This is a genomic window from Reyranella sp., assembly GCF_965227665.1.
In the GTDB taxonomy this organism is placed as follows: domain Bacteria; phylum Pseudomonadota; class Alphaproteobacteria; order Reyranellales; family Reyranellaceae; genus Reyranella.
Genome location: NZ_OZ245767.1, coordinates 3270648 through 3293458 on the forward strand (window position 1 = coordinate 3270648; position 22811 = coordinate 3293458).

Consider the following 22811-nt stretch of genomic DNA (forward strand, 5'->3'; position numbering starts at 1 on the left):
GCTGCCCCGACCGGTGAACGACGGGCCGACTATGCCACAAGCCGGGCCCGCCGCGAACCCGGGTGCGTCAACCCGGCAAATACCTAATGTAATCAACGCACTGATCGCCTATAGGGGGAGGCTAGATCGCCTCGGCGCAGGATTCATGGAACGCAGCCTCTTCTCCTACATCTGGCGGCACAGTCGGCCCGAACAGATCGTTATTCTGCTGCTGGTGGTCCTGGCCCAGGTTTTCTACTTCATGTCGCTGACGGTGCCGAAATCGGTCATCAACAACGGCATCCAGGGCAACGCGTTCAAGGACAGCAAGACCATCCCCTTCCTGGTCTGGGAGCTGGACCTCTCCGCCATCTTCCCGGGACGGGTCATCCGCTTCTTCGACGGATTCCAGGTCGACCAGCTTCAGTATCTCGTGGTGATGAGCTTCGTCTTCCTGGGCGCCGTCGTTATCAACGGCCTGTTCAAGAAGACGATCAACACCCAGAAGGGCCGCATGGGCGAGCGCATGCTGCGCCGCCTGCGCTACGAACTCTACGACCGTATCCTGCGCTTCCCGCCGGCCCACTTCCGCAAGGTCAAGCAGGCCGAGCTCGCCACCATGGTGAAGGATGAGGTCGAGCCGTTGGGCGGCTTCATCGGCGACGCCTTCGTGCAGCCGATGTTCCTGGGCGGCCAGGCGCTGACGGCCATCATCTTCATCATGATGCAGAACTGGCTGCTCGGGATCATCGTGATCGTGCTGCTCGCCGTGCAGATGTCGATCATCCCGCGCCTCAGGAAGCCCGTGCTGGTGCTGGGTCGCCAGCGGCAGATCTCGGCCCGGCAGCTCGCCGGCCGCATCGCCGAGACCGCCGACGGCGTGCATGAGATCCACATCCACGGCGCCGCCAACTACGAACGCGCCGATATTTCCGAGCGGCTGGGCCTGATCTTCAAGATCCGCTTCGACCTCTACCAGAAGAAGTTCGTCGCCAAGTTCTGGAACAACATCCTGTCGCAGGCGACGCCCTTCGCCATCTACCTGGTGGGCGGCTACTTCGCGATCACCGGCCAGATGGACGTCGGCGCCGTGGTCGGCGTGCTGCTCGCCTACAAGGACCTGCCGTCGCCGATCAAGGAGCTGATCGACTGGGACCAGCAACGCCAGGACGTGCAGATCAAGTACGAGCAGGTGATCGACCAGTTCCAGCCCGAGGGCATGATGCCGCCGGAGCTCCAGGCGATCCCCGACGGGCCGCCGCCGCCGCTCGGCAAGGAGCTGGCACTGGTCGGGGTGGTCGTGACCGAGGACGGCCGCGTGAAGCAGCTCGACAATCTCTCGCTCACCCTGTCGACCAGCACTCGCGTGGCCGTGATCGGCGGCTCGGGTTCGGGCAAGGACGTGCTGGGCCAGGTGCTCGCACGCCAGATCCTGCCGACCAGCGGATCGATCCGCGTCGACGGCAAGGATTTCTTCCAGCTGCCGGAGTACGTGATCGGCGCGCGGCTCGCCTATGTGGGCCAGGACACCTACCTCTTCCCGCTGACGGTCCGCGACAACCTGCTGTTCGGCCTGAAGCTGCGGCCCGTGGCGCCGGCGACCTATGACGAGGCCACGAAGGCCGTGCGCGAGACATTCTGGAAGGAATCCGTGCGCGCCGGCAATCCGGCCTTCGACCCGAATGCCGACTGGGTCGACTACGAACTGGCCGGCGCCACCGGCCCGGCCGATCTGCTGCCCTGCATGGTGCGGACACTGAAGCAGGTGGAGCTCGACGAGGACATCTATTCGTTGGGTCTGCGCGGCACCGTCGACGCCGCGCTGCGGCCCGACCTGGCCGAGAAGATCCTGAAGGCCCGGCATACGCTGCACGAGCATCTCCAGGACGGCACCTATGCCGGCCTGGTCGAGCCGTTCAACGACGACCACTACAACAAGAACCTGTCGGTCGCCGAAAACCTGCTGTTCGGCACCGCGCTGGGCAAGCAGTTCGATGGCGACAATCTCGCGGCCGATCCCTACGTGATGTCGGTGCTGCGAAAGACCGGCCTCGACGTCGACCTGCAGCGCATGGGTCTCAGCATCGCCGAGACCATGGTCGAGCTGTTCTCCGGCCTGTCGCCCGACAATCCGTTGTTCGAACAGTACAGCTTCATCTCGGCCGACGAGCTGCCGAACGTCCGCCTGCTGCTTCAGCGTCTCGGCGGCAAGGGCATCGAGGCCGTGCCCGAGGCCGATCGCATCCGCCTGATGACGCTGCCGTTCCGCTACATCGAGGCGCGCCATCGCCTCGGCCTGATCGATGCGGCCATGGAGGAGCGGATCCTCGGCGCCCGCCGCGCCTTCGCCGAGGGCCTGCCGGCCAACCTGCGCGACGCCGTCGAGTTCTACGATTTCGAGCGTTACAACAGCGCCGCCACCCTGCAGGACAACATCCTGTTCGGTCGCCTGGTCTATGGCCAGGCGCAGGCCGGCGAACGCATCGGCAATCTGATCGCCCAGGTGTTCGACGAGCTCGGGCTGCGCGATTCGGTGATCGAGGTCGGCCTGGAGTACAATGTCGGCGTCGGCGGCAAGAGATTGCCGGCGAGCCAGCGCCAGAAGCTCGGAATCGCCCGCGCCCTGATCAAGCGGCCGCAGCTCGTGGTCGTCAACGAGGCGGTGGCCATGTTCGACGGCCGCACCCAGGACCGCATTCGCGACAACATTCTGGCCGATGCTTCCGAGCGGGGCTCCGGTGTGTTCTGGATCGCCAACCGGCCCAACCAGGCCGAGCCGTTCGAGCAGATCGTCGTTATGCAGGGCGGCCGCGTGGTCGCCCAGGGATCGCCGTCGGAGCTGGCGGCAAGAGGCGGGCTCTATACCGAGCTGATGGCGTCGGCGTAGGGCGCATCGAGGAGGACGCGATGAACCTCAACGAAGAGGTAGAGCTGCTGAAGGGTGTGCCGATCTTCTCGAAGGTCGAGCAGGCGAGGCTGAAGCTGCTGGCCTTCACCAGCGAGCGGGTGAATTTCGGCGTCGGCCAGGAGGTCTGTCACCAGGGCGATCCCGGCGACACGATGTACGTGATCCTGGGCGGCACCGCCGACGTGCTGATCGACACGCCGAGCGGCCAGATCTCGGTGGCCGAGATGAAGCGCAACAGCTTCTTCGGCGAGATCGCCATCCTGTGCGACGTGCCGCGCACCGCCACCATCAAGGCCAAGGAGCCGCTGGCGACGCTCAAGATCACCAAGGACATGTTCTATCGCCTGGTCGCGGAGTTCCCGGAGATGGCGATCGAGATCATGCGCGAGCTGGCGCACCGGCTCGAGGACACCAACCAGAAACTGCGCGCCGCCACCAGGGCGGCCTGATCGCCCCTCAGAGTCATTGCATCGTCATGAGTCGTCTCGACAGTTTCATCGCGCGCATGCAGGCACAGCGCGACTGCCTGAATTTCCTGAAGCCCGCCATCGATGCCGTGCCCGGTCCGATCCTTGAAGTCGGCCTGGGCAACGGCCGCACCTACGACCACCTGCGCGAGCTGTTTCCCGGCCGCGAGATCTTCGTGTTCGAGCGCAAGGTGGCGGCCCATCCCGACTGCGTCCCGCCCGACGACCGGCTGTTCCTCGGCGATGCCGACCGGACGATCGACCAGGCCGCACGAAAGCTCGGGCCGACGGCCGCGCTGATCCACACCGATCTCGGCACCGGCGATCACCAGGCCAATGTCGAGATGGGCAAATGGCTGGGACCGGCCCTCGATCGGCTGGCCGTGTCGGGCGGCTACGTGCTGGCCAACCAGGCGCTCGACGTCGCGCGCTGGCAGCGCCAGCCCGATCCTCCGGGCGTGCCGAAGGACCGGTACTTTCTCTATCGTGTGCGTTAGCGGCCGATCAGCCGCAGCAGGACCAGCAAGACAACGGCGCCGAGCACCGAGCCGAAGAAGCCGGCAGGTTCGCCGACCTGATAAAGGCCGAGCGCCTGGCCGCCATAGGTCGCGATGACGGCGCCGACGATACCGATCACGATGGTGACGATGATGCCGCGCGGATTGGGGCCGGGCGTCACGAAGCGCGCGATCAGACCGACCACCAGGCCGATCAACAGAATTCCCAGAATCGTCATGCCATCTCTCCCCTAAACCTCGAACGTCGCCGACACGGGCACATGGTCCGAAGCCTTTTCCCAGTCGCGCAAATCGACGTCGATGTGGTGGCTGCGGATCGCCCCGGCAAGGGCGGGGCTGGCCAGGATGTGATCGAGCCGGCGGCCGCGGTTGGAAACACGCCAGTCGTTGTTGCGATAGCTCCACCATGAATAGAGCTTCTGATCGGGGGCCACGAACCGGCGCGGCACGTCGATCCAGTCGAGCGAGGCCTGGAGCTTGCCGAACAATTCGACTTCGACTGGCGTGTGCGAGACGATCTTCAGGAGCTGCTTGTGGCTCCACACGTCGTGCTCCAGCGGCGCCACGTTGAGATCGCCCACGGTGATGCGGCGCAGGCCCTTGCGGGCGCGCGGCCCGGGCTTGCGCTCGGCGTACCAGGCGGCCATCTCGCGATAGAAGTCGAGCTTGTGCGCGAACTTCACGTTCAGGTCGGGGTCGGGAATGTCGCCGCCCGCGGGGATGTAGAGATTGTCGAGCAGGATCGGATCGCCGCCGACATCGAGCGCCACCTCGATGTGCCGGCAATCCTCCTTGCCGCAGCGATGGTGGATGGTGCCGGCGACGAACGGCACCTTCGAGAGGATCGCCACGCCGTTATAGGCCTTCATGCCCTGCACGAAGCGATGGGTGTAGCCCATGCGCTCGAAGGCGTCGTGCGGGAAGAACTCGTCCGGGCACTTGGTCTCCTGCAGGCACAGCACATCGGGCTGGCGCAACTTCAGGTACCGTTCGACGTTTCCGATCCGCAGCCGGACCGAGTTTATGTTCCAGGTCGCAATGGTGAGACTCATCGCCGGGCATTATAGACGATCCGGAGACGATCTCGCCGGGGACATTGCGCCAAGGAGACCTAGCCATGCAGATGGATGGCGATCAGAGCAACAACATCGAAGATCGCCGCGGCGACGGCGGGATCGGCGGCGGTGGATTCGGCGGCGGCGGCTTTCCCATTCCGATGGGCGGCGGCGGCGGCGGCCTGTTCAAGGGCGGCTTCGGCCTGGTGGCGTTCGTCGTCATCGCCATGATCATGGGCGCCGATCCGGGCGCCATCCTGAGCGACATCGCGGGCGGCGGGGGCGGCACCTCGAGCTACGCGCCGGCGCCTCCTTCCCCGTCCGCCAGCCGCACGCCGGGCGCGCCCGCGCCGGCCAGCGACGCCCAGACCCAGTTCGTGTCGCGCGTGCTGAAGAGCACCGAGGATGTCTGGCACGAGATCTTTCAGGGTATGGGCCGCCAGTATCGCGACCCCAAGCTGGTCCTGTTCCGCGACGCCACGCGCACCGAATGCGGCGTCGGCCAGGCGGCGATGGGTCCGTTCTATTGTCCGGCCGACCAGCGCGTCTATCTCGACCTCGGCTTCTTCGACGAGCTGGCGCGGCGCTTCAAGGCACCCGGCCAGTTCCCGCAGGCCTATGTGATCGCCCACGAGATCGGCCATCACGTGCAGAACCAGCTCGGCATCTCAGCCAAGGTGCAGCAGATGCGCCAGAGCATGAGCAAGCGCGACGGCAACGCGCTGTCGGTACGCACCGAGCTCCAGGCCGATTGCTTCGCCGGCGTGTGGGCCAACCGCGCCGACAGGCAGCGCGGCGGCAAGATGATCGACGACAAGGACGTGGATCAGGCCCTGGCCGCCGCGAGCGCGATCGGCGACGACGCGCTGCAGAAGCAGAGCCAGGGCCGCGTCGTGCCCGACAGCTTCACCCACGGCACCAGTGCGCAACGCGCGCGCTGGTTCCGCAAGGGGCTGGAAACCGGCGATCCCCGCCAGTGCGACACGTTCCGGGCCCAACAGCTCTAGCAACCGTCCACGACCAGGGCCTCCGGCACCAACTCGAGGATCGCCGCTGGGGCGTGGCCGGAGCGGACCCTATTCCACCTGCCCCGGCGCGGCAGGCCGCGTCCTCACGAAGCAGCAGTCCATCTCGATCAGGGACAGGTCGGCGGCGCGGTTGACCGGAAACATGCCGCTCACCGAGAATCCCCGGCGCCGGAACTCGGCGAGCGCCTGCAGGAAGTCTGGCATGCCCTCGTAGATCGGCGTGAGCGAGAGTTCGGATACGATCCCCGCGACCTGCCCGATCCTGTCCTGCAATCCGGCGAAGACCTCGAGATCGAACCCTTGCGTATCCATCTTGAGGAACACACGCGCCTCGGGGGCGACATGCTCCTTCATGAACGCATCCAGGGTCTGCACCGGAACCTCTTCCGACGCCTCGATCTTCATCTTCTCGAAGGCCGACGGGCCAAAGGCGTTCGGTTTCAGGAAGGAGGATAAATCGCTGGCCTCGAAGATGTTGATCGTGGCGGTCCCGGGCGCGCGCCCCATGGCCGTCTTGTAGACCGACCATTTCGAATCCCGGGCAGCGCTTGCCGCAAGCGTCGCATAGCATTTCGAGACCGGCTCGAACGAACAGATGCGGCCGCTGTATCCGATCGCGCGCAGCCTCGACGCGAACTGCCCGTCGTTGGCACCGACATCGAGAACCAGGTCGATACGGTTTCGCTCAAGCAGCTGCGCAAGGTGGTGCTGGAACGTCGTTGTATTCCCGACTCCGACGATGTCGATGCCGAGGGTCCTCCTCAGCATGCCTCGTGCGGACTGCATCCACCGCGATCTCTGCGACATGACCTCTCCCTTACCGTGTCAGGCCGCAAACCGATCGCCGCCGCGTCTGGAGCGGCCGCGTGCGTGTCGTGCTCCGAGGTCCGTCAGACCAGCACGCAGGTAACCGTGCCGCAGCCGTCGACGAAGCCCGACAGCGTGTCGCCCTTGACCACGGCGGCGACGCCATCGGGCGTGCCGGTGTAGATCAGGTCGCCGGCGGCCAACGTCACGAGGCCCGACAGGTAGGAAATCGTCTCGGGCACGCTCCAGATCAGCGCGTTGAGATCGGACTTCTGGCGGGTCTTGCCGTTCACGTCGAGCTGGATGGTGCCCTTCGACGGATGGCCGATCTTCGCGGCCGGATAGATCTCGCCGATCGGCGCGGACTGGTCGAAGCCCTTGCCCATGTCCCACGGGCGGCCCATGTCCTTGGCTTGGTTCTGCAGGTCGCGCCGCGTCATGTCGAGGCCGACGCCGTAGCCGTAGACGTGGTCCAGCGCCTTCTCGACCGGGATGTCGCTGCCGCCCGACTTCATCGCCACGACCAGTTCCATCTCGTGATGCAGATTCTTGGTGGCGGGCGGATAGGCGACCTTGGTGGGATTCTTCGGGTCGGCGCAGATCACGATTGCGTCGGCCGGCTTGGTGAAGAAGAACGGCGGCTCGCGGTCGGGATCGTGTCCCATCTCGCGGGCATGGGCCGCGTAGTTGCGGCCGACGCAGAAGATGCGCCGGACCGGGAACAGGTCGCCGGTTCCATTGACCGGCACGCCGACGGTGGCCGGCGGGGTTACGACATAAGCCATCTCATTCTTCTCCCGATTGAAATCGTTGATTGCTCTAGCCCGTGGCCGCGATGCGGCGTGGCGAAGCCTCCGGCACATCGTCGTCGAGATCCCGCGACAGGATTCGGCGATTTGTCGCGACGAGATGCTCTTCGACGACCCGGCAGAACGTCTCGCCGTCGCCGGCGGCCAGCGCGTTGATGATTTCCTGGTGCGCCGACATGGAGTCTTCCAGCGCCGGCGCCTCGCGGAAGGCTCGCCAGCGGAACAGGTTCAGCTCCTTGTTCAGGCTCTTGTAGATCTCCGACAAGCGGGCGTTGCCGGCGATGTCGATCAGGCTGTGATGGAACTCCTCGTTCAGCGCGTAGTAGCGCGACAGGTTTCCGAATTCGGCCTGTTGTTCGATCTTCGCCACAAGCGCCCGCAAAGCCGCGATCTGCGCAGGGTTTATCCGCTCCATGATGAGCTTGTTGATGTGCCGGTTCAGCACGAGCTTGATCTCGCACAGCTCCTCGGCTGAGCGCCGCGAGATCTTGCGCACGAAGACGCCGCGGTTGGTGATGATCTCGACAAGGCCGGCCTGTTCCAGCCGCCGGCACGCTTCGCGGATGGGTGCGCGACTGAGCCCGTTGGTGTCGCTCAACGCCTTTTCGTTGATCGGATCACCGGGCTTCAGCGTGCCATCCATGATCATGCGCTCCAACTCGTCGAAGACGAGGGAGACGAGGGAGGGCCGCTTGGCGATTTTCAGGGCAGTCATGTCGAGCGGCACACTAGTCGATTGACACCAATTGGTAAATTCTAGATTGTCGACAATACGCAATTGCAGTCAAAGGGAGCAGCGCATGATCGTCGGCATCGACCACATCGAACTCGTCGTGAATGACGTGAAGGAATTTGTTGAGTTTTATCAAAAGCTTGGCTTCAAGCTCCTGACCTGGACCGACCATCATGGCGGCTCGGCGGAGCTCCAGCTTCCGGGAGAAAACCAGCCGATTTTCGAGATTCACTCGGTCATGACCGAGGAGAATCCCGGCATCAACCACATCTCCTTCAAGGTCGTGGACATCGACAAGACCCACGCCGAGCTCGTCGCCAAGGGCGTGAAGTTCCACAAGGACGTCCATCCCTCGCGCGCCACCGGCCGCAAGAACGCGCTTCTGCGCGACCCGGACGGCTACCGCCTCCAGCTGAGCGACGCCGAGCGCGGCGAGCCCGAGCCCGGCCGCAGCTAGACGGCGGTAAACCCGCCCGGAAACCTGGATCGACGAGACGCCCGTGAACGACGTCCTGCTGAACATCGAGGGTCTGCACACCTACTTCTTCGCGGACGACAAGGTCGCGAAGTCGGTCAGGGGCGTGGACCTTTCGATCGGCAGGGGCGAGACGCTGGGCCTCGTCGGCGAATCCGGGTCGGGCAAGAGCGTGACGGCACAGTCGATCCTGCGCCTGATCCAGCAGCCGGCCGGCCGCATCGTGCAGGGCCGGATCGTCTTCGAGGGAACGGATCTTGCCTCGGTCGGGGAAGAGGAGATGCGCCGCATTCGTGGCAACAGCATCTCCATGATCTTCCAGGAGCCGATGACCTCGCTCAATCCCGTCATCAGGATCGGCGAACAGATTGCCGAGGTTGTACGGCTGCATCGCGGGTTGCCGCCGCGCGAGGCCCTGGCCTACGCGACGGATATGCTGGCCAAGGTCGGGATCGCCGATCCGGCCCGGCGCATCACGCAATTCCCCCACGAGCTTTCCGGCGGCATGCGCCAGCGGGTCATGATCGCCATCGCGCTCGCCTGCGGACCCCGGCTTCTGGTCGCCGATGAACCGACGACGGCGCTCGACGTCACCATCCAGGCGCAGATTCTCGACCTGATGCGCGCGCTGCAGCGCGACTCCGGCGTCTCGATCCTGCTCATCACCCACGACCTCGGCGTCGTGGCGGAGATGGCCCAGCGCGTCGCCGTCATGTACGCCGGCCAGATCGTCGAGCACGCCGACGTCGCCTCGCTCTTCGAGCATCCGCTGCATCCCTATACCGAAGGGCTGATGGCCTCGATCCCGCGCATGGACGAGCCGCCGCCTCCGGACAGGATGCTGCCGGCCATTGCCGGCATGGTGCCGAATGTCCACGACCTCCCGGTCGGCTGTGCCTTCCAGGATCGCTGTCCCAAGGTCCATGAGCGCTGCCGTCTCGAAGAGCCGCCGCTCGCCGCGGTCGGAACCACGCACGATGTGAGGTGCTGGCTCCATGTCCCCTAGCGCGCTACTCGAGATCGAAGGACTGAAGAAGCACTTCCCCGTGCGCGGGCGGCTGTTCAACCGCAGCAGCGATTCCGTCAAGGCGGTCGACGGCGTGAGCCTCAGCGTACGCAAGGGCGAGACGCTGGGGCTGGTGGGCGAATCCGGTTGCGGCAAGAGCACGCTCGGCCGCTGCCTGCTCAGGCTCGAGGAGCCGACGAGCGGCCGCATCGTGTTCGACGGGCAGGATCTCCTGACCCTCGACAAGCCGGCCATGCGCCGGCTGCGCCGGGACATGCAGATCATCTTCCAGGATCCCTATTCGTCGCTCAATCCGCGCAAGGCCGTCGGCGGAATCATCGGTGAGGCCTTCCGCGTGCACGGCCTGCACAAGGGCGCCGCACGGCGGCGCAAGGTCGAGGAGCTGCTCGCGCTTGTCGGGTTGCGGCCCGAGCACTATGACCGCTTCCCGCACGAGTTCAGCGGCGGCCAGCGCCAGCGCATCGGCATCGCCCGGGCGCTCGCCCTCGATCCGAAGTTCATCGTCGCGGACGAAGCCGTCTCGGCGCTCGACGTCTCGATCCAGGCGCAGATCCTCAATCTGCTGGTGTCGCTGCAGCGCCGCCTCGGCCTCACCTACGTCTTCATCTCGCATAATCTGGGCGTGGTGCGTCACGTCAGCAATCGCGTCGGCGTCATGTATCTCGGCAAGATCGTCGAGCTGGCGCCGACCGGTGCGCTGTTCGCGGCGCCCGCGCATCCCTACACGGAAGCGCTGCTGTCGGCCGTGCCGCGGGCGAGCGTGGCCAACGCCACCAAGCGCATCATCCTGGCGGGAGACCCGCCGTCGCCCCTGCGCCCGCCCTTGGGATGCGCCTTCCATCCGCGCTGCCCCTACCGGCAGGACGTCTGCACACGCGAAACGCCGCCGCTGCAGGACATCACGCCGGAACGCGCGGTTGCCTGTCACTTCCCGCTCCACGCCTCGGCGACGACGCCCGCCGCGACCGCCTGACATGCCGTGTCCCGCCCCCTATCGGAGGAGATAACGATGACGTCGCACCGCCTGCCCGCCTCGAGACGCCAGATCCTTGCGATGTTCGGCCTTGCCGCCGTGGGCGCCGGTGCAACGTCGGCCGTGCTCGGTGAGGCGCAGGCCCAGGCTGGCAAGAAGGGCGGCACCATGGTCGTCGCGCTGCCGGGCGACGTCGAGGTCATCAACTCGTCGATCACGACCGATATCTCGTCGAGCAACATGTGCGGACAGGTCTACAGCACGATCGTCCGTCTCGACGACGACGGCAACGTGCGGCCCTATCTCGCGAAGCAGTGGGAGATCTCGCCGGACGGCCTGACCTACACGTTCCGCTTCTTCGAGAACGTCACCTGGCACGACGGCAAGCCTTTCACCGCGGAGGACGTGACCTGGGGACTGTGGAACGTCAACCGCAAGTACAACGGCCCGGCCTCAGGCCTGTTCGAGGCCGTCGAATCGATGACGGCGACCGACAAGCACACCGCCGTCTTCAAGCTCAAGTACCCCTATCCGCCACTCTTGCGCGGCCTCGCTTATTTCAACAGCTCGACGATCATCCCCAAGCACATCTTCGACACCGGCGAGGACCCTCGGAAGAATCCGGCGAACCTCAAGCCGGTGGGCACCGGTCCGTTCGTGTTCCAGGAATACCGCAAGGGCAGCCACGTCACGTTCGTGCGCAACCCGAAGTTCCACCTCGAGAACCGCCCGTATCTCGACCGGCTGGTGTTCCAGGTCATTCCCAACGAGGCGGCGCGGGCGCTCGCGCTGGAGAAGGGCGATATCGACTTCATTCCCTATTACTCGATGTCGCTGGCCGAGGTGGAGCGGCTGAGAGGCAACCCGAAGGTGAAGATCGCGATCGCCAAGCGCCAGATCGCCGGCGAGTACATGGTCTTCATCAACACGCGCAACGCGCCGCTGAACAAGAAGGAAGTCCGACAGGCGCTGTTCTATGCGATGAACCGCGACGAGATGCTGGCCAAGGCGGGCTTCGGTTTCGGCAAGGTGTCGGCGGGACCGATCTCGTCGGAACAGCCGATCTTCTACACCGCCGATGGCCGCACCTACCCCTACGATCCCGCGCGTGCCGAGAAGATGCTCGACGAGGCAGGCTTCCCGCGCGGCGCATCCGGTAACCGCTTTTCGCTGCGCGTCAGCTTCTCGCAGTCCGAGGGACCGCTGAACAACGTGGCGCGGCTGATGCGCACCTACTTCGCCAAGATCGGCGTCGACCTCAAGGTCATGGGCATGGACCCCTCGGCTTGGCGCGATTCGGCGTTCCGCAACTGGGACTTCGACCTCACGATGGGGACCTATGCCACGGGCCCCGACCCGGCGATCGGCGCCGAGACCTTCTACATCTGCAAGCGCATCGAGAAGATTCCCGGCCGCAACGCCTCGGGCTACTGCAATCCCAAGATCGACGAGCTGTTCGCCACCGCGGGACAGGAGCTCGACGAGAAGAAGCGCGTCGCCCTCTATCACGAGGCGACCAAGATCCTGACCGAGGACGTCCCGCATTTCTGGTTGTGGGACCGCTACTACCCGGTCGCCTTCAACGCCAATCTCACCGGCCTGCCGGGCGATCCCACGGGCTACGGCCCGTTCGACCAGACACGCTGGATCAAGTAGCCCATGACCGTCGGCTTCTATCTGCTGCAGAGGCTGCTCTACACGGTGCCGCTGCTGCTGGGCGCAGTGACCATCGTCTTCGTCCTGGTGCATCTCGCGCCGGGCAATCCGGTCGACTACATCATCGGCGAATCCGGCGCCGACAAGGAGATGATCGCGCGCCTCACGGCCGACATGGGGCTGGACCGTCCGCTCTACATCCAGCTGCTGCGCTATCTCGGCCAGGTGGCGACCGGCAACCTCGGCTATTCGTTCGTGTCGAGCACGCCCGTGCTCGAGCTGATCCTGGACCGGCTGCCGGCGACCCTGCTGCTGATGGCCAGCCAGCTCGTCTTCTCCATCTCGCTGGGCATAACGCTGGGCGTGCTCTCGGCGCGGCGGCCCAATTCGCTGCTCGACAACACGATCACGGTCTTTTCGCTGGCAAGCTTCGCCATTCCGGTCTTCTGGCTGGGCCAGCTTCTGATCCTGGGCTTCGGCTACTATCTCGACTGGCTGCCGATCCAGGGCATGGTCAACCTGCGCGCCGGTTACACGGGCTTCGACCACGTGCTCGATGTCGCCCGGCACATGATCCTGCCGGTGGCGACCCTCACACTCTACAACCTCGCCCTGATCCTGCGCCTGACGCGCGGCAGCCTGCTCGAGGTGGTCGGGCAGGAATACATCAAGGTCGCGCGTTCAAAGGGCCTCTCCGAGAACACGGTGATGGTCAAGCATGCGCTGCGCAACGCGCTGCTGCCGGTCGTCACGGTGATCGGCCTGGAATTCCGCGCGCTCATCGCCGGTGCGGTGCTGACCGAAACCGTCTTCGCCTGGCCGGGCCTCGGCCGGCTGACCTTCGACGCCATCAATGCGCGCGACTATCCGCTGCTCATGGGGATGTTCATCTTCATCTCCCTGCTGGTGGCGATCGGGAACCTCGTGACAGACCTGCTCTATGCCCTCCTCGATCCCCGCATCCGCTATCAATAGGGAAGGGCCGGCCGCCATGGTGCCCGCACGAGTCCGCCCGTCCCGCCAGGTCTGGCTGCGCTTCCGGCGCAAGAAGACGGCCCTGTTCGGACTGGCCGGCGCGGTCCTGTTCGCCGTCGTCGCGGCGGGCGCGCCGCTGCTGGCGCCGTACGGCACGATGGATATGGGCCCGTCGTTCCAGCCCCCGGGCGCGGGGCACATTCTGGGCACGGACAGCCTGGGCAGCGACGTGCTGAGCAACATGATCCTGGGCACGCGCACGTCCCTCATCGTCGGTCTCTGCGCCGTGCTCACCTCCAACGCCATCGGACTCACGGTCGGCGCCATCGCCGGCTATTTCGGCGGACGGACCGACAATGTGCTGATGCGCGTCACCGAGATGTTCCAGATCCTGCCGCAGTTCTTCCTCGCGATCATCGTGGTGGCGCTGTTCGGCTCCAGCATCTGGAACATCGTCTTCGTGATCGGCATCCTGACCTGGCCGGTGACGGCGCGGTTGTTGCGCGCCGAGTTCCTGTCCCTGCGCAAGCGCGAGTTCGTCGATGCCGCGCGCGCGCTCGGCATGTCTGACTTCGACCTGATCGTGCGCGAGATCCTGCCCAACGCGCTGCCGCCCATCATCGTCAACGCCAGCCTGCAGATTTCGGGCGCCATCCTGCTCGAAGCCAGCCTGAGCTTCCTCGGGCTGGGCGATCCCGACGCGATGAGCTGGGGAATCATGCTCCACAACGCACAGGAATACTTCAATCGGGCCTGGTGGATGGCGGCCTTCCCCGGCCTTGCCCTGTTCGCGACGACCCTCGCTCTGAACCTGATGGGCGACGGGCTGAACGACGCGCTCAATCCTCGACTGCGGACCTAACCGTCGCTTTCGCCCCGGCGGCCGAACCTCTATGAAGGCCACCGGAGTTCCAGAACATGACCGACGAGAATGTCCTGATCGTGCAGGCTGACACGGCCGAAGGCTCGCTGGGCTGGGCCACCCTGGGCGAGCGGCGCTGGCGTTGCTGCGTGGGCGCGGGTGGCGTGCGCGAAGACAAGGTCGAAGGCGATTCGGCGACGCCGGTCGGCGAATTCCCGCTGCGTCGCATCTACTACCGCAACGACCTGGTGGTCCTCCCCAAAGTCGCCCTGCCGGCGCGGCCGATCAGCGAGCATGACGGCTGGTGCGACGACCCGCGCTCACCCAGCTACAACCGGCTGGTCCATATCCCCAACGAGTGGGGCGCCGAGAAGATGTGGCGCGACGACGGGCTGTACGATCTCGTCGTCGTGGTCGGCTACAACGACGATCCGCCGGAAGGCGAATGGGGCAGCGCCATCTTCCTCCACATCGCGCGCGACGACTATGCCGGGACACAGGGCTGCGTGGCCTTTGCCCGCAACGATCTCCTGGAGCTGCTGCCGCTCTTGACCCGCGAGACCCGCCTGCGCGTGCTGTCGCATTCGGCCGCCGAGGAAGCCCCGCCGCCCTCCGAAGAGGACGCGCGCGCGAAGCAGTTCGAGGATTTCGACGAAAAGGACTGGTGAGCGTTCGTCCTACTCACAACTACTGTGCGGCTCTCGCGGCACAGCGTTTTCGCCGAAGTCGGCGAAAACGCGAGAAGGCGCTGCCGCCCGCCGGGCGCGTCGCGACGCGCCCTAACCGACCATCCGCCCGATGGCGCGGGCGGTGTAGTCGACGAGCGGGATGATGCGCGCGTAGTTGAGGCGGGTCGGGCCGATCACGCCGATGGCGCCCAGGATGCGTTCCTGGGAGTCGCGGAACGGCGCCACCACCATCGAGCAGCCGGTGTTGGCGAACAGCGGATTGTCGGCGCCGATGAAGATCTGAACGCCCGACGCGGTGTTGGCGAGTTCGAGCAGGCGCACGAAGCTCTCCCCACGCTCCAGCGCATCGAACAGGATGCGCACGCGCTCCAGATCCTCGATCGCCGTGATGTCCTCGAGCAGGCGGGCCTGGCCGCGCACGATCAGCGACCCGCCGCCCGGCTCGCCGGACCAGGTCGCGAGACCGGATTCGATCACGCGCGCGGTGAGGTCGTTCAGCTCGGCGCGCTTCAGCTTGATGTCCTCGAGGATCAGCCGCCGCGCCTCGTCGAAGGTGCGTCCGCTCAGCCGCGCATTGAGATAGTTGCTGGCCTCGGTCAGCGCCGACGGCGGCATGCCGATGGGCGTGTCGATGACGCGGTTCTCGACATGACCCGACTGCGTCACCGTCACGACCAGCGCACGGCCGGGGCCGAGATTGACGAACTCGATGTGCTTCAGCGGCTGCTCGGTCTTGGGCGCCATCACGAGGCCGGCGCAGCGCGACAGGCCCGACAGCATCGCCGTCGCCTGCTCCAGCGCCTCGGTCACGGTGCGGCCCGAGGTGGCGCAGCGCGCCTCGATCGACTCGCGCTCCTCCTCGGAGACGTTGCCGACCTCGAGCAGGCCGTTCACGAACAGTTTCAGCCCGGCGTCGGTCGGCAGGCGCCCCGCCGAGGTATGCGGGGCATAGAGCAGCCCGGCATCCTGGAGGTCGGCCATGATGTTGCGAATGGTGGCCGGCGACAGCGTCTCGGTGAGCTTGCGCGTCAGCGCGCGCGAGCCGACCGGCTCGCCGGTCTCGACATAGCCTTCCACCACGTGGCGCAGCACCTCGCGCGCGCGATCGTTGAGTTCCGCCACGGAGGCGGCACGCTGACCTGTGGGGGGCTCGGCAAGGGCGCCCCCGGAGATGCCGATGCGGTGGATCGCCATGGAAAAAATGTAGGTAGTGTGGGCAGGGTGGTCAATGAACGCCGGCCCGAACACCGCCCGAGCGCCGACCTCGAAACAAGGCATCGTGGCTGGATTCGCCAATGTTCGGGCGCTACACCGGCCGCCCGCCCCGCAGGAGAAATAAATGCGCCCATCAGGCCGCGCCCCCGACCAGCTTCGCCAGGTTTCCCTGGAACCCGGCTTTTCCCGTCACGCGGAGGGATCGTGCCTGGTGAAGTTCGGCGACACGCACGTTCTCTGCACCGCCTCGGTCGACGAGAAGGTACCGCCCTGGATGCGCAACAGCGGCCGCGGCTGGGTCACGGCCGAATACGGCATGCTGCCGCGCTCGACCCATACCCGCACGGACCGTGAGGCCGCGCGCGGCAAGCAGTCGGGCCGCACCCAGGAGATCCAGCGCCTGATCGGCCGCTCGCTACGCGCCGTCGTGAACCTGCAGGCCATGGGCGAGCGCCAGATCAACATCGACTGCGACGTGCTGCAGGCCGACGGCGGCACGCGCACCGCCAGCATCACCGGCGCGTGGGTGGCCCTGCACTTCGCCTATGAGCGCCTGATCAAGGACGGCAAGCTGGCGGTCAATCCGCTGACGGGCACAGTGGCTGCCGTATCGTGCGGCCTGTGGGAGGGCGCCGCGGTGCTCGACCTCGACTACCCCGAGGATTCCAAGGCCGATGCCGATGCCAACTTCGTGCTGACCGGCGCCGGCGGCATCGTCGAGGTGCAGGGCACGGCGGAGAAGGACCCGTTCACCGAGGCGCAGTTCCTCGAACTGCTGGCTCTGGCCAAGAAGGGCATCGGCGAACTGGTGGGCCTGCAGAAGCTCGCCATCGGGAAGAGCTGATGGCGCGGCGCTTCGCCCTGCCCAAGCTCGTTGTGGCGACCCACAATCGCGGCAAGGCGGGCGAGATCCGCTCCATGCTGGGCCCGTTCGGCGTCGAGATCGTCTCGGCCGCCGATCTCGGCCTGCCGGCCCCCGACGAGACGGGAACGACCTTCGAGGACAATGCCACCCTGAAGGCGCTGGCCGCCGTGCGGGGCAGCGGATTGCCGGCGCTCGCCGACGATTCCGGTCTCAGCGTGCACGCGCTCGATCACCAGCCCGGCGTCTACACCGCCGACTGGGAAGGCCCGACGCGCGACGCGATGGTCGGCATGCGCCGCATCCAGGACGAGTTGGCGGCGCGCCAGGTGCCCCAGACCGATGCGGCGCGTATGGCGACCTTCCATTGCGTGCTGGCACTGGCCTGGCCCGACGAGCATGTCGAGCTGTTCCATGGCACGCTCGACGGCGCCATCGTCTGGCCGCCGCGCGGGACGGGCGGTCATGGCTACGATCCCTGCTTCCAGCCGGTCGGCGAGACGCGCACGACGGCGGAAATGTCGGATGCCGAGAAGAACGCCATCAGCCATCGCGGCCGCGCCTTCCGGATGATGGTCGAGGCCTGCTTCGGATGAGCCGGGCGCCCCTGGGCGTCTATGTCCATTGGCCCTTCTGCAAATCGAAGTGCCCCTATTGCGACTTCAACAGCCACGTCCGCGACGGCGTCGAGCAGGCGCGCTGGCGGACCGCGCTCCTGCGCGAGCTCGAGCACGCCGCCCGCGAAGCGCCGGGCCGCCGGGTCGAGACGATGTTCTTCGGTGGCGGTACGCCCTCGCTGATGGAGCCCGAGACCGTCGCGGCGCTGATCGCGCGCACGCGGCAGCTCTGGGACAGTGCGCCCGAGATCGAGATCACCCTGGAAGCCAATCCGACGTCAGTCGAAGCCGGCCGCTTCGCCGCCTTGGCCGAGGCCGGCGTCAACCGCGTGTCGCTGGGTGTGCAGGCGCTCGACGCCGCTTCGCTGAAATTTTTAGGCCGCGAGCATTCCACGGCCGAGGCGCTGGACGCGCTCGCCACGGCGCGCCGCCATTTTGCGCGTTACTCATTCGACCTGATCTACGCACGGCCCGGCCAGACGCCGGAGGCCTGGGCGGAGGAGCTGGAACGGGCGCTTGCGCTGGCCGGCGAGCACCTGTCGCTCTACCAGCTCACCATCGAGCGCGGGACGCGCTTCTTCACCGACCATGCCCGCGGCAGCTTCGTCTTGCCGGATGAAGATGCGTCCGCCGCGATGTTCGAGCACACCCAGGCGCGGCTCGAACAGGCCGGTCTTCCGGCCTACGAGATTTCCAACCACGCGCGGCCGGGGGCTGCCTGCCGCCATAATTTGATCTATTGGCGGTATCAGGATTACGTCGGTATCGGGCCCGGCGCCCATGGCCGCTTTGCCGTCGGAGCCACCAAGAAGGCGACCCGGCGGTCGAGCGGGCCGGAAGCCTGGCTGGAGGCCGTCGAGCGCGTGGGCCACGGCACGGCGGAGACGTCGACGGTCGAGGGGCAGGATCTGGTGGAGGAGGCTTTGATGATGGGACTGAGGCTGGCCGACGGCATCGACCGCGCCACCTTCGCTTTCGTCACGGGCACCGATCCGGTCGAAGCCCTGGAGCCCGCGCGGCTCGAACCGCTGGTGCGGGCGGGCTTCCTCGACGTCGACGCCACCCATCTGCGCGCGACATCGGAAGGCCGGCAGCGGCTCAACGCGCTGCTGGAGCGGCTGGTCGCATGAGGCCACTGCTCAGTCTCCTGGCGCTGGTCGCCATGACAGGCATCGCGTCGGCGCAGCAGCCGCAACCGCAGGCCCAGCCGCAGCAGAAACCGCCGGCAAAACCCGCAGCGGCCGCCAAGCCCGCGGCACCGGCCGCCAAGCCGGGACCGAAGTCGCCGTTCACGCCGGCGGCCTTCAAGATCACCATCGCCACCGAGGGCGCCTTCCCGCCCTTCAACTATCTCGACCGCAAGGGCATGCCGGCCGGCTTCGAGATGGAGCTGGCGCAGGAAGCCTGCCAGCGCATCAAGGCGGAGTGCGAGTTCATCGCGCTCAAGTGGGACGAGCTGATTCCCGGCCTGCTGGACAAGAAGTTCGACATCATCATGTCGTCGATGGAAGTGACGCGCGAGCGGCGTCAGCGCATGGGCCTGTCGCGCCGCTACTACCTGTCGCCCGGCGCCTTCATCGCCCCCAAGGGCGCCCCCTATGACGGGCCGCCATCGCTTCTGCGCAACAAGCGCATCGGCATCCAGAAGGATTCGACTCATGCCGACTGGGCCGACAAGAGCTTCCGCCGCTCCGCCCAGCTCAAGCGCTACGCCTCGATCCAGGAAGCGCTGACCGCGCTGGCCAACGACGAGGTCGACGCGGTGTTCGGCGACAAGGCGCAGCTCTGGCTGTGGAGCCAGAAGCCTGAGGGCAAGTGCTGCGAGCTGGTCGGCCAGGACATCAAGGACACCCAGACCCTGGGCGTCGGCGTCGCCGCCGGCCTGCGCAAGGAAGACGGCAAGCTGCGCGAGGCGTTCAACAAGGCTCTCGGCGAGATGGTGGCCGACGGCACCTACAAGAAGCTCAACGAGAAGTATTTCCCGTTCGCGTTGAATTGATCATGGGAGCGCGCCACTCCAGTGGCGCCTCATGATCATGATTGCGCCACTGGAGTGGCGCGCTCCTATGAAATCTAAGCCGCATTGATCGCGGCGAAGGCTTCGAAGGCGTCTTCGACCAGGCTGACGTGGTGGATCATCGAGGCGTGGGCGCCCGCCGCGTCGCCGGAGACGATCGCGCGGACGACCGCGTCGTGTTCCTGGTTGGAGCGTAGCAGCCGGCCGTCCACGCGGAACTGGGCGCGACGGTAAGGGCCGACGCGGCGACGCAGGTTCATCGCATAGTCGGCGAGCGGCGCATTGTGCGCGCCGGCATAGATCGCCGAGTGGAAGGCGACGTTGGCATCGGAGTAGGCTTCGGTGTCGCCCGCCGACGCGAGCGCCATCATCGCTTCGTGACGCGCCTGCAGGCGGCGCCGCTCGATCGGCGTCATGCTCATGGCCGCGAGCCGGGCGCAAGTCGCTTCCATCTCGGCCATGGCCACGAACAGGCTTTCGATCTCCTCGGGCGTCGCCTTGGACACGATCGCGCCCTTGCGCGGGCGCATGTCGATCAGACCGCTCAACGCCAGCTGGCGCAACGCCTCGCGGACCGGGGTGCGCGACACGCCATGCTGCTCGGCGAGGCCCACCTCGTCGAGGCGTTCGCCGGGCGGCAACTTGCCGTTGAGGATGCCGTCGGCGATTGCCGCGGCGAGTTTGTCGGCCAGGGTCGGGTTGGTGTCGGTACGCATGCCGTTTTGCATACAAGATGGATGCCAAAGCGGGAATTGCACTCAACGATGCACAAAAAGAATGCAATGCGGTGAAATGGCATACAATTCGAGCGGGCGGACTGCCGTTTTCTCGCGGATTCGCCTGCTTTTAGGGCCTCCGAGGCGTGGCACACCGCTTGCTGTTTCTCTCTCGGGCCGCGACGGCCGGACACGCGATCGAGGGGGACGTTCGATGATCGACAAGTTCAATATCGGCCGGCGGGCACTTCTGGGCAGCGCCGCGGGCGCGGCCGTTCTCGGTCTCGCGGGCGGCGCCCAGGCGCAGAAGCCGCTGGTGGTGGGCTTCATCTATGTCGGGCCGCGCGACGACTACGGCTACAACCAGGCCCATGCCGAGGGCGCGGCCGTCCTCAAGAAGATGGCCGGCGTGAAGGTCGTCGAGGAAGAGAAGGTGCCGGAGACGGTCGCCGTCGAGAAATCGATGGAGAGCATGATCAACATGGACGGCGCCACGCTGCTGTTCCCGACCTCGTTCGGCTACTTCGACCCGCACATGCTGCGCATGGCGGCCAAATATCCGAAGATCCAGTTCCGTCATTGCGGCGGCCTGTGGACCGCGGGCAAGAACCCGACGAACACCGGCAGCTATTTCGGCTACATCGACGAGGCGCAGTATCTCAGCGGCATCGTCGCCGGCTCGACCACCAAGAGCGGCAAGATCGGTTTCGTCGCGGCCAAGCCGATCCCCCAGGTTCTGCGCAACATCAACGCCTTCACCCTGGGCGCGCGTTCGGTGAATCCGAAAGTCACCTGCCAGGTGATCTTCACCGGCGACTGGTCTCTGCCGGTCAAGGAAGCCGAGGCCACCAACTCGATGATCGCGCAGGGCGTCGATGTCGTGACCTGCCATGTCGACAGCCCGAAGGTCGTGATCGAGACCGCCGAGCGCGCCGGCATCTACACCTGCGGCTATCACACCAACCAGGCCAAGCTCGCACCCAAGGGCTATCTCACCGGCGCCGAGTGGCAGTGGGAGAAGATCTACGTCGACTTCGTCGAGACGATGAAGAAGGGCGGCGTTCCGGGCAACTTCGTGCGCGGCGGCCTCAAGGAAGGCTACGTCAAGAACTCGCCCTTCGGCCCCGCGGTGTCAGATGCCGCCAAGGCCAAGGTCGAGGAGGCCCGGAAGGGCATCGTCGACGGCAGCTTCGCGATCTTCAAGGGACCGCTGAAGGACAACAAGGGCAACACCGTCATCGCCGCCGGCACGACCTACACCCAGACCGAGCCGGTGCTCGAGGGCATGAACTACCTGGTCGAAGGCGTTCTGGGCGCGACGTCGTAAGCGCGGCGCGCGGACCGCGGGCCCGTCATGGGCATGGGCATGAACACGGCCTTCGAACGCATCGCCGTCTCGGCGCTGGCCCTGCTGGCGTCGGCGGTGATCTTCGGCCTGCTGCTGATCTTCTATGCGGGCGTCGATCCGTTCGAGGCCTACGCGCTCATGTACCAGGGCGCGTTCGGCAGCTGGTTCTCCTTCCAGAACACGCTCACGCGCGCCGCACCGCTGATCCTGACGGCGCTGTGCACGGCGCTGCCGGCACGGCTCGGGCTGATCATCATCGGCAACGAGGGCGCGCTGGTGCTGGGCGGCGTGGCGGCCGCAGCAGCCGGCGTCGCGGTCGCGGCCTCCGGACCGCTGGTGACCAATCTCGCCATGGCGGCGGCGGCGATGGTCGTGGGCGGCGCGTGGATCGCGCTGGCGGGCGGGCTGCGCCAGTATCGCGGCGTCAACGAGACGATCTCCAGCCTGCTGCTGACCTACATCGCCATCGCGCTGATGAACCATTTCGTCGAGGGGCCGCTGCGCGACCCGTCGAGCCTCAACAAGCCGTCGACCCCGCCGATCGGCGACGCCAACATGCTGGGCACGATCGGCGGCAGCGACGTCCATTGGGGCCTGGCCTTCGGCATCGTGGCCTGCCTGCTCTGCTACGTCGTGCAGCGCTTCACGACCTACGGCTTCGCCATGCAGGTGATCGGCGGCAACCCCAAGACCGCGCGCATGATGGGCCTCCACGTCGGCCGCTACGTGCTGGTCGCCTGCGCCGCCGGCGGCGCGGCGGCGGGTCTCGCCGGCATGGTCGAAGTGGCGGCGGTGCACGGCAAGGCCAATGCCTCGCTGGCCGTCGGCTACGGCTTCACCGGCATCCTCGTCTCCTTCCTCGCGCGCCATCATCCGCTGGCGATCATTCCGGTCGCCATCCTGCTGGGCGGCATCGGCGCCAGCGGCGGGCTGCTGCAACGCCGGCTCGACCTGCCGGACGCAGCGGTGGTCGTGCTGCAGGGCATCATCTTCGTCTGCATCCTGGCCAGCGAGACGCTGTACGGCCGGTCCTGGGCCTGGCTGTGGCGCTTCCGCGCGGTGGAGGGACGCTGAT

The 22811-nt window shown here is 66.4% G+C and carries 24 protein-coding genes; 17 read left to right on the top strand and 7 right to left on the bottom strand.

Going from position 1 to position 22811, the window contains the following annotated elements; translation table 11 throughout:
- Positions 1-145 precede the first annotated feature (145 nt).
- Genes ACO07I_RS15750 through ACO07I_RS15760 form a run of 3 tightly spaced genes read left to right on the top strand, consistent with a single transcriptional unit; the run spans position 146 to position 3851 of the window.
- Positions 146-2866 (top strand): ABC transporter transmembrane domain-containing protein, encoded by a 2721-nt coding sequence (locus ACO07I_RS15750; protein ID WP_422009214.1) that lies wholly within the window; start codon positions 146-148, stop codon positions 2864-2866.
- Positions 2867-2886: 20 nt separating this feature from the next.
- Positions 2887-3336, top strand: coding sequence for a cyclic nucleotide-binding domain-containing protein (locus tag ACO07I_RS15755; RefSeq protein ID WP_422009216.1), 450 nt, complete (start codon positions 2887-2889; stop codon positions 3334-3336).
- A gap of 26 nt (positions 3337-3362) precedes the next feature.
- Positions 3363-3851: a class I SAM-dependent methyltransferase gene (locus ACO07I_RS15760; protein ID WP_422009218.1), complete on the top strand. Its 489-nt coding sequence runs from the start codon at positions 3363-3365 to the stop codon at positions 3849-3851.
- On the opposite strand, the gene ACO07I_RS15765 is transcribed toward ACO07I_RS15760, so the two are convergent.
- Together ACO07I_RS15765 and ACO07I_RS15770 are read right to left on the bottom strand one after the other, a co-directional pair.
- Positions 3848-4090, bottom strand: coding sequence for a GlsB/YeaQ/YmgE family stress response membrane protein (locus ACO07I_RS15765; protein WP_422009220.1), 243 nt, complete (start codon positions 4088-4090; stop codon positions 3848-3850). The two genes, ACO07I_RS15760 and ACO07I_RS15765, sit on opposite strands and share 4 nt — an antisense overlap.
- 12 nt (positions 4091-4102) lie before the next feature.
- Entirely contained in the window at positions 4103-4924 is an 822-nt protein-coding gene (locus ACO07I_RS15770) for an exodeoxyribonuclease III (protein WP_422009222.1), read from the bottom strand.
- Between the two features lie 65 nt (positions 4925-4989).
- Here ACO07I_RS15770 and ACO07I_RS15775 point away from each other — a divergent pair, with 65 nt between their 5' ends.
- Positions 4990-5934 carry a neutral zinc metallopeptidase gene (locus ACO07I_RS15775; protein WP_422009224.1) on the top strand — a complete coding sequence of 315 codons (945 nt, stop codon included), beginning with the start codon at positions 4990-4992 and terminating at the stop codon, positions 5932-5934.
- Between the two features lie 69 nt (positions 5935-6003).
- Here the strand turns inward: ACO07I_RS15775 and ACO07I_RS15780 are convergent, their stop codons facing one another.
- The 3 genes from ACO07I_RS15780 to ACO07I_RS15790 form a co-directional block, all read right to left on the bottom strand.
- Entirely contained in the window at positions 6004-6723 is a 720-nt protein-coding gene (locus ACO07I_RS15780) for an FkbM family methyltransferase (RefSeq protein WP_422009226.1), read from the bottom strand.
- Between the two features lie 122 nt (positions 6724-6845).
- Entirely contained in the window at positions 6846-7547 is a 702-nt protein-coding gene (locus ACO07I_RS15785) for a fumarylacetoacetate hydrolase family protein (protein WP_422009228.1), read from the bottom strand.
- Positions 7548-7581: 34 nt separating this feature from the next.
- The gene (locus ACO07I_RS15790) at positions 7582-8286 is read right to left on the bottom strand and encodes a GntR family transcriptional regulator (protein WP_422009229.1); all 705 of its coding nucleotides are present in this window, start codon (positions 8284-8286) and stop codon (positions 7582-7584) included.
- 85 nt (positions 8287-8371) lie between these two features.
- Between ACO07I_RS15790 and ACO07I_RS15795 the strand changes: the two genes are divergently transcribed.
- From ACO07I_RS15795 to ACO07I_RS15825, 7 genes are read left to right on the top strand one after another with little or no spacing between them, the layout of a single operon-like run.
- Positions 8372-8761, top strand: a complete 390-nt coding sequence (locus tag ACO07I_RS15795; RefSeq protein WP_422009231.1) for a VOC family protein — start codon at positions 8372-8374, stop codon at positions 8759-8761.
- A gap of 43 nt (positions 8762-8804) precedes the next feature.
- The gene (locus ACO07I_RS15800) at positions 8805-9785 is read left to right on the top strand and encodes an ABC transporter ATP-binding protein (RefSeq protein WP_422009233.1); all 981 of its coding nucleotides are present in this window, start codon (positions 8805-8807) and stop codon (positions 9783-9785) included.
- The gene (locus tag ACO07I_RS15805) at positions 9775-10779 is read left to right on the top strand and encodes an ABC transporter ATP-binding protein (protein ID WP_422009235.1); all 1005 of its coding nucleotides are present in this window, start codon (positions 9775-9777) and stop codon (positions 10777-10779) included. Before ACO07I_RS15800 ends, ACO07I_RS15805 begins: the two co-directional genes overlap by 11 nt.
- A 36-nt stretch (positions 10780-10815) precedes the next feature.
- Positions 10816-12435: an ABC transporter substrate-binding protein gene (locus ACO07I_RS15810; RefSeq protein WP_422009237.1), complete on the top strand. Its 1620-nt coding sequence runs from the start codon at positions 10816-10818 to the stop codon at positions 12433-12435.
- A gap of 3 nt (positions 12436-12438) precedes the next feature.
- Positions 12439-13410, top strand: coding sequence for an ABC transporter permease (locus ACO07I_RS15815; RefSeq protein ID WP_422009239.1), 972 nt, complete (start codon positions 12439-12441; stop codon positions 13408-13410).
- A gap of 16 nt (positions 13411-13426) precedes the next feature.
- Positions 13427-14272: an ABC transporter permease gene (locus ACO07I_RS15820; protein WP_422009241.1), complete on the top strand. Its 846-nt coding sequence runs from the start codon at positions 13427-13429 to the stop codon at positions 14270-14272.
- A 56-nt stretch (positions 14273-14328) separates the two neighbouring features.
- Positions 14329-14940 carry a L,D-transpeptidase family protein gene (locus ACO07I_RS15825; protein WP_422009243.1) on the top strand — a complete coding sequence of 204 codons (612 nt, stop codon included), beginning with the start codon at positions 14329-14331 and terminating at the stop codon, positions 14938-14940.
- Positions 14941-15051: 111 nt separating this feature from the next.
- On the opposite strand, the gene hrcA is transcribed toward ACO07I_RS15825, so the two are convergent.
- Complete coding sequence (gene hrcA / locus ACO07I_RS15830; RefSeq protein ID WP_422009245.1) at positions 15052-16155, bottom strand: heat-inducible transcriptional repressor HrcA; 1104 nt, start codon at positions 16153-16155, stop codon at positions 15052-15054.
- 145 nt (positions 16156-16300) lie between these two features.
- Here hrcA and rph point away from each other — a divergent pair, with 145 nt between their 5' ends.
- From rph to ACO07I_RS15850, 4 genes are read left to right on the top strand one after another with little or no spacing between them, the layout of a single operon-like run.
- Positions 16301-17020 (top strand): ribonuclease PH, encoded by a 720-nt coding sequence (rph, locus tag ACO07I_RS15835; protein ID WP_422009247.1) that lies wholly within the window; start codon positions 16301-16303, stop codon positions 17018-17020.
- The gene (gene rdgB / locus ACO07I_RS15840; protein ID WP_422009249.1) at positions 17020-17634 is read left to right on the top strand and encodes an RdgB/HAM1 family non-canonical purine NTP pyrophosphatase; all 615 of its coding nucleotides are present in this window, start codon (positions 17020-17022) and stop codon (positions 17632-17634) included. The genes rph and rdgB overlap by 1 nt, the downstream gene beginning before the upstream one ends.
- Positions 17631-18785, top strand: a complete 1155-nt coding sequence (hemW, locus tag ACO07I_RS15845; RefSeq protein ID WP_422009251.1) for a radical SAM family heme chaperone HemW — start codon at positions 17631-17633, stop codon at positions 18783-18785. Before rdgB ends, hemW begins: the two co-directional genes overlap by 4 nt.
- The gene (locus tag ACO07I_RS15850; protein WP_422009253.1) at positions 18782-19654 is read left to right on the top strand and encodes a transporter substrate-binding domain-containing protein; all 873 of its coding nucleotides are present in this window, start codon (positions 18782-18784) and stop codon (positions 19652-19654) included. Before hemW ends, ACO07I_RS15850 begins: the two co-directional genes overlap by 4 nt.
- A gap of 74 nt (positions 19655-19728) precedes the next feature.
- Here the strand turns inward: ACO07I_RS15850 and ACO07I_RS15855 are convergent, their stop codons facing one another.
- Entirely contained in the window at positions 19729-20388 is a 660-nt protein-coding gene (locus tag ACO07I_RS15855; protein ID WP_422009255.1) for a GntR family transcriptional regulator, read from the bottom strand.
- A gap of 214 nt (positions 20389-20602) precedes the next feature.
- Between ACO07I_RS15855 and ACO07I_RS15860 the strand changes: the two genes are divergently transcribed.
- Positions 20603-21715 carry a BMP family ABC transporter substrate-binding protein gene (locus ACO07I_RS15860; protein WP_422009257.1) on the top strand — a complete coding sequence of 371 codons (1113 nt, stop codon included), beginning with the start codon at positions 20603-20605 and terminating at the stop codon, positions 21713-21715.
- Between the two features lie 39 nt (positions 21716-21754).
- On the top strand, positions 21755-22810 hold the full coding sequence (locus tag ACO07I_RS15865; RefSeq protein WP_422009259.1) for an ABC transporter permease: 1056 nt from the start codon (positions 21755-21757) through the stop codon (positions 22808-22810).
- Position 22811 lies beyond the last annotated feature (1 nt).

Bases quoted from the DNA above. Each gene is read 5' to 3' on its own strand.
- ACO07I_RS15850 (WP_422009253.1), top strand. From the start codon at position 18,782: ATGAGGCCACTGCTCAGTCTCCTGGCGCTGGTCGCCATGACAGGCATC.
- ACO07I_RS15865 (WP_422009259.1), top strand. From the start codon at position 21,755: ATGAACACGGCCTTCGAACGCATCGCCGTCTCGGCGCTGGCCCTGCTG.
- ACO07I_RS15810 (WP_422009237.1), top strand. From the start codon at position 10,816: ATGACGTCGCACCGCCTGCCCGCCTCGAGACGCCAGATCCTTGCGATG.
- hrcA (WP_422009245.1), bottom strand. From the start codon at position 16,155: ATGGCGATCCACCGCATCGGCATCTCCGGGGGCGCCCTTGCCGAGCCC.
- ACO07I_RS15815 (WP_422009239.1), top strand. From the start codon at position 12,439: ATGACCGTCGGCTTCTATCTGCTGCAGAGGCTGCTCTACACGGTGCCG.
- ACO07I_RS15770 (WP_422009222.1), bottom strand. From the start codon at position 4,924: ATGAGTCTCACCATTGCGACCTGGAACATAAACTCGGTCCGGCTGCGG.
- ACO07I_RS15860 (WP_422009257.1), top strand. From the start codon at position 20,603: ATGATCGACAAGTTCAATATCGGCCGGCGGGCACTTCTGGGCAGCGCC.
- ACO07I_RS15855 (WP_422009255.1), bottom strand. From the start codon at position 20,388: ATGCGTACCGACACCAACCCGACCCTGGCCGACAAACTCGCCGCGGCA.
- ACO07I_RS15755 (WP_422009216.1), top strand. From the start codon at position 2,887: ATGAACCTCAACGAAGAGGTAGAGCTGCTGAAGGGTGTGCCGATCTTC.
- ACO07I_RS15780 (WP_422009226.1), bottom strand. From the start codon at position 6,723: ATGCTGAGGAGGACCCTCGGCATCGACATCGTCGGAGTCGGGAATACA.
- rph (WP_422009247.1), top strand. From the start codon at position 16,301: ATGCGCCCATCAGGCCGCGCCCCCGACCAGCTTCGCCAGGTTTCCCTG.
- ACO07I_RS15825 (WP_422009243.1), top strand. From the start codon at position 14,329: ATGACCGACGAGAATGTCCTGATCGTGCAGGCTGACACGGCCGAAGGC.
- ACO07I_RS15775 (WP_422009224.1), top strand. From the start codon at position 4,990: ATGCAGATGGATGGCGATCAGAGCAACAACATCGAAGATCGCCGCGGC.
- ACO07I_RS15805 (WP_422009235.1), top strand. From the start codon at position 9,775: ATGTCCCCTAGCGCGCTACTCGAGATCGAAGGACTGAAGAAGCACTTC.
- ACO07I_RS15820 (WP_422009241.1), top strand. From the start codon at position 13,427: ATGGTGCCCGCACGAGTCCGCCCGTCCCGCCAGGTCTGGCTGCGCTTC.
- ACO07I_RS15750 (WP_422009214.1), top strand. From the start codon at position 146: ATGGAACGCAGCCTCTTCTCCTACATCTGGCGGCACAGTCGGCCCGAA.
- ACO07I_RS15795 (WP_422009231.1), top strand. From the start codon at position 8,372: ATGATCGTCGGCATCGACCACATCGAACTCGTCGTGAATGACGTGAAG.
- ACO07I_RS15765 (WP_422009220.1), bottom strand. From the start codon at position 4,090: ATGACGATTCTGGGAATTCTGTTGATCGGCCTGGTGGTCGGTCTGATC.
- rdgB (WP_422009249.1), top strand. From the start codon at position 17,020: ATGGCGCGGCGCTTCGCCCTGCCCAAGCTCGTTGTGGCGACCCACAAT.
- ACO07I_RS15760 (WP_422009218.1), top strand. From the start codon at position 3,363: ATGAGTCGTCTCGACAGTTTCATCGCGCGCATGCAGGCACAGCGCGAC.
- ACO07I_RS15785 (WP_422009228.1), bottom strand. From the start codon at position 7,547: ATGGCTTATGTCGTAACCCCGCCGGCCACCGTCGGCGTGCCGGTCAAT.
- ACO07I_RS15790 (WP_422009229.1), bottom strand. From the start codon at position 8,286: ATGACTGCCCTGAAAATCGCCAAGCGGCCCTCCCTCGTCTCCCTCGTC.
- hemW (WP_422009251.1), top strand. From the start codon at position 17,631: ATGAGCCGGGCGCCCCTGGGCGTCTATGTCCATTGGCCCTTCTGCAAA.